This is a genomic window from Gemmata sp. (genome assembly GCF_051859125.1).
GTDB lineage: Bacteria > Planctomycetota > Planctomycetia > Gemmatales > Gemmataceae > Gemmata.
On the sequence record NZ_JBHYGG010000197.1, the window covers coordinates 1 to 3,857 of the forward strand.

The 3,857-nt window shown below is 70.1% G+C and carries 3 protein-coding genes; all 3 read left to right on the plus strand.

Annotation, left to right across the window (positions count from 1 at the left end; all coding sequences use genetic code 11):
- Positions 1 to 131: 131 nt before the first annotated feature.
- Complete coding sequence (locus ACTIGN_RS16910; RefSeq protein ID WP_439625907.1) at positions 132 to 1,364, plus strand: aminotransferase class V-fold PLP-dependent enzyme; 1,233 nt, start codon at positions 132 to 134, stop codon at positions 1,362 to 1,364.
- Between the two features lie 349 nt (positions 1,365 to 1,713).
- Positions 1,714 to 2,604: a ThuA domain-containing protein gene (locus ACTIGN_RS16915; protein WP_439625909.1), complete on the plus strand. Its 891-nt coding sequence runs from the start codon at positions 1,714 to 1,716 to the stop codon at positions 2,602 to 2,604.
- A 310-nt stretch (positions 2,605 to 2,914) separates the two neighbouring features.
- A complete protein-coding gene (locus ACTIGN_RS16920; RefSeq protein WP_439625911.1) occupies positions 2,915 to 3,670 on the plus strand; it encodes a succinate dehydrogenase/fumarate reductase iron-sulfur subunit in 756 nt (251 codons plus the stop codon).
- The last annotated feature ends 187 nt before the right edge of the window (positions 3,671 to 3,857 follow it).

Genomic DNA, 3,857 nt, shown 5'->3' on the forward strand with positions numbered 1-3,857 from the left:
CCGGAGAGACGTTGCTCCGGTCGCTCACGCTCCCGGCTCGCCAGGGCTCCTGCGATAATCTGCAGCCGATCCTACCCGCCGCTCGGGTCATACACCATCCCTCGGAAGCCGAGTCCCGTGCGGAGTGCGGAATGCCCGACGAACAGCCCGACTGGGCCGCGGCCCGCGAGCGGATGCTCCTCGACCCGACCGTCACCATGCTCAACACCGGGTCGTTCGGGCCGCTCCCGCGGCCGGTGTTCGACCGCGTCACCGCGATCCGCCTCAAGCTCGCCGCCGGGCCGACCGACTTCTACGTCCGCCAGGCCCCGCCGCTGCTCTGGGAGGCCCGCGAGCGCACCGCGGCCTTTCTCGGCACCACCCCGCAGCGGCTCGTCTTCACCACGAACGTCTCGGCGGCCATCAACCTCGTGGCGTCCGGGCTGCGGCTCAACGCGCCGGGCGAGATCCTGATGAGCGACCACGAGTACGGGTGCATGGTCTGGTGCTGGGAGCGGGCCGGGCAGCGGCAGGGGCTCGGGGTGCGGCAGTTTGCGCTGCCGACGATGGCAACCGACCCGGGGGAGATCGTCGAAGCGGCGCGCAAGGCGATTACGCCGTGGACCCGCGTGCTGTTCTTCAGCCACGTCCTCTCGCCGACGGGGCTGGTGCTCCCGGCCAAGGAACTGTGCGCCCTGGCCCGCTCGCACGGCATCGTCTCGGTGGTCGACGGCGCGCACGCCCCCGCGATGCTGCCGCTCAGCGTGAGCGACGTCGGGGCCGACTTCTACACCGGGAACCTGCACAAGTGGCTGCTCGCGCCGTCGGGGGCCGGGTTCCTCGTGATCGGCCCGGGGAACGAGGACCGGCTCCAGCCGCTGCACGTCTCGTGGGGCTACCACGCCGACAGGTACCCGATCGGCGAGGTCGCGCGCTCGACCGGGCCGGACGCCCGCGACGTGTACGGCTCGACGCCGCGGGTTCGCTTTCTGGAGTTCGAGGGCACCCGCGACTTCTGCCCGTGGCTCGCGGTGCCGGCCGCCATCGACTTCCAGGCCGAACTCGGGTTCGACGCGGTCCGCTCGCGAATGGCCGAGTTGGCGGCTTACACCCGGAAGGCGATCGGTGACACTGGCCTGTCACTGGCGACGCCCGGGACGCCGGGGATGAGCGGCGCGATGACCGCGTTCAACCTCCCCGCCGTCGTCAGCGCCCCGAAGCTGCGGAAGGCGCTGTGGGACCGCCGCATCGAGGTGCCGGTGATCGAGCGGCGCGACCGCCTGATGGTCCGCGTGAGCCACCACTTCTACACGACCGAAGCCGAGATCGACGTGCTGGCGAAGGAACTGCCGGCGTGCTTGCGCGAGGCGAGCGGCGGGGTGTAGTGCTCGATTGCCAAAGGTGATTGGGCCGAGTTGTAGGTGGTGCCCCTCACCCGCCGCTCGAAGACTCGCGGCGACCTCCCCCCGTAGGAACGGGGCGAGGTGGGGTAGTTGGCTTGCTCAAACGCTGACCGCGCCGCATCGCTGACGAGAAACCGGGCGAGCCCCACCTCGCCCCGTTCCTACGGGGAGAGGTCGCGACCCGGCTCTGCGGGTCGCGGGTGAGGGGCCGCCACGCGGAGAGATTCTCGATCCGCAGTACGCCCCCGGCGACCGCTTCGAACCACCTGTACTCGCCCTGGCACGGCGGCCGCGATTCCCGACAATCACGCTATCCCCCGGAGGTCTCCTCATGCCGCTCTCTCGCCGCGCCTTCCTCGCCGCCAGCGCCGCGGTCGCGCTCCCCCCGGCGCTCGTCGCCGCCGAGGCCAAGCCGAAGAAGCTCGTCATGATCGCCGGCACGCCGAGCCACGGCCCCGGCGACCACGAGTTCAACGCCGGCGTGCTGCTCCTCGAAAAGTGCCTCAAGGGCACCCAGGGGCTCGACGTCGTCGTCTTCAAGAGCGGGTACCCGAAGGACGACTCGGCCCTCGACACCGCCGACGCGATCCTGTGCTACGCCGACGGCGGGGCCGGGCACCCGCTCGTGCGCGAGAAGCGGCTGGAGCGGATCGGCAAGCTCATGGCGAAGGGGGTCGGCCTCATGTGCGCCCACTACGGCGTCGAGGTGCCGAAGGACCTGGGCGGCCCCGAGTTCCGCGAGTGGATCGGCGGGTACTACGAGGGCGGGTTCTCGTGCAACCCGATGTGGAAGCCCGAGTTCACCGAGTTCCCGAGCCACCCGATCGCCAACGGCGTCAAGCCGTTCTCGGTGAGGGACGAGTGGTACTTCAACATGCGGTTCCGCGACGAGATGAAGGGCGTCACCCCGATCCTGTCGGCCAAGCCGAGCGACGCGGTCCGCGACGGCCCGTACGTGTACCCGAAGGGGCCGTACAAGCACATCCAGGAGGCGAAGGGCCGCAGCGAGGCGATGATGTGGGCGACCGAGCGGGCCGACGGGGGCCGCGGGGTCGGGTTCACCGGCGGGCACGTCCACCGGAACTGGGGCGACGACAACTACCGCAAGGTGGTGCTCAACGCGCTGCTGTGGGTGAGCAAGGTCGAGGTGCCCAAGGACGGCGTCGCGTCCGCCGTCACCGACGACGACCTGCGGGCGAACCTGGACCCGAAGAAGAAGTAACTTGGCGGGGGTGACTCTGAAAGAGGATGAACCACAGCGGCCCCAGGGTTGACACCCTGGGCTACGCACTGTCGTCCCTCCGGGACTCAAAGCACTGAGCCCCCGAAGGGGGCGGCAGTGCGTAGCCCAGGGTGTCAACCCTGGGTCCGCTTCGGTGTTTGGTTCTGTCCCTGTGCCCTCTGTGGCTCTGTGGTTGGTTCTCCTCCCGCCATCCGGTCGCGGACGCTCCCGGCTCGCCCGCACGACTTTCCCCCCGCGCGCCTACTATAAATACAGACACACAGCCACCCTCGACCCGTAGCGGACCCCCATGAAGCTCACCCTCCACATCTGGCGGCAGAAGTCCCGCACCGACGCGGGCAAGCTGGCCTCGTACCAGCTCGACAACGTCAGCCCGGACATGTCGTTCCTCGAGATGCTCGACACGCTCAACGAGCAGCTCATGAAGGAGGGGAACGACCCGGTCGCGTTCGACCACGACTGCCGCGAGGGGATCTGCGGCAGCTGCGCGATGATGATCAACGGGCTCGCGCACGGCCCGGAGCGGGCCACGACCACGTGCCAGCTCCACATGCGGAGCTTCTTCGACGGCCAGCACGTGTACATCGAGCCGTGGCGGGCCGGCGCGTTCCCGGTCATCAAGGACCTGGTGTGCGACCGCAGCGCGTTCGACCGGATCGTCCAGTCGGGCGGGTTCGTGAGCGTGAACACCGGCGGCGCGCCCGACGGGAACGCGCTGCCGGTCCCGAAGATGGCCGCGGACCGCGCGATGGACGCGGCCGAGTGCATCGGGTGCGGGGCGTGCGTGGCCGCGTGCCCGAACGCCTCGGCGATGCTGTACCTCAGCGCCAAGGTGAGCCACCTGGCCCAGATGCCGCAGGGCGACGCCGAGCGGTACCAGCGGGTGCGGTCGATGGTCGCGACGCACGACCGCGAGGGGTTCGGGCACTGCACGAACATCAACGAGTGCGAGGCCGCGTGCCCGAAGGAGATCAGCGTCGAGCACATCGCCCAGCTCAACCGCGACTTCATCGGCAGCACCGTCAGCGCCGTCGTGAAGGGGTGACCGAGCGCGGCCAAGGTGGGCGACTCGCTCCGCGAGTCGCACCCCGGCGCGACCGAGCCGACCCGGTGATCCCGAACGCGGCCGGTGTCATACCAGGTCCGAGTGATCCGGAGCCGTGACCGGCGGGCCGCGGTCTGGTCCGAGCCCGAGCGCCGAGCGAGGGTCAGCGTGAACCCTCGCTCGGCGC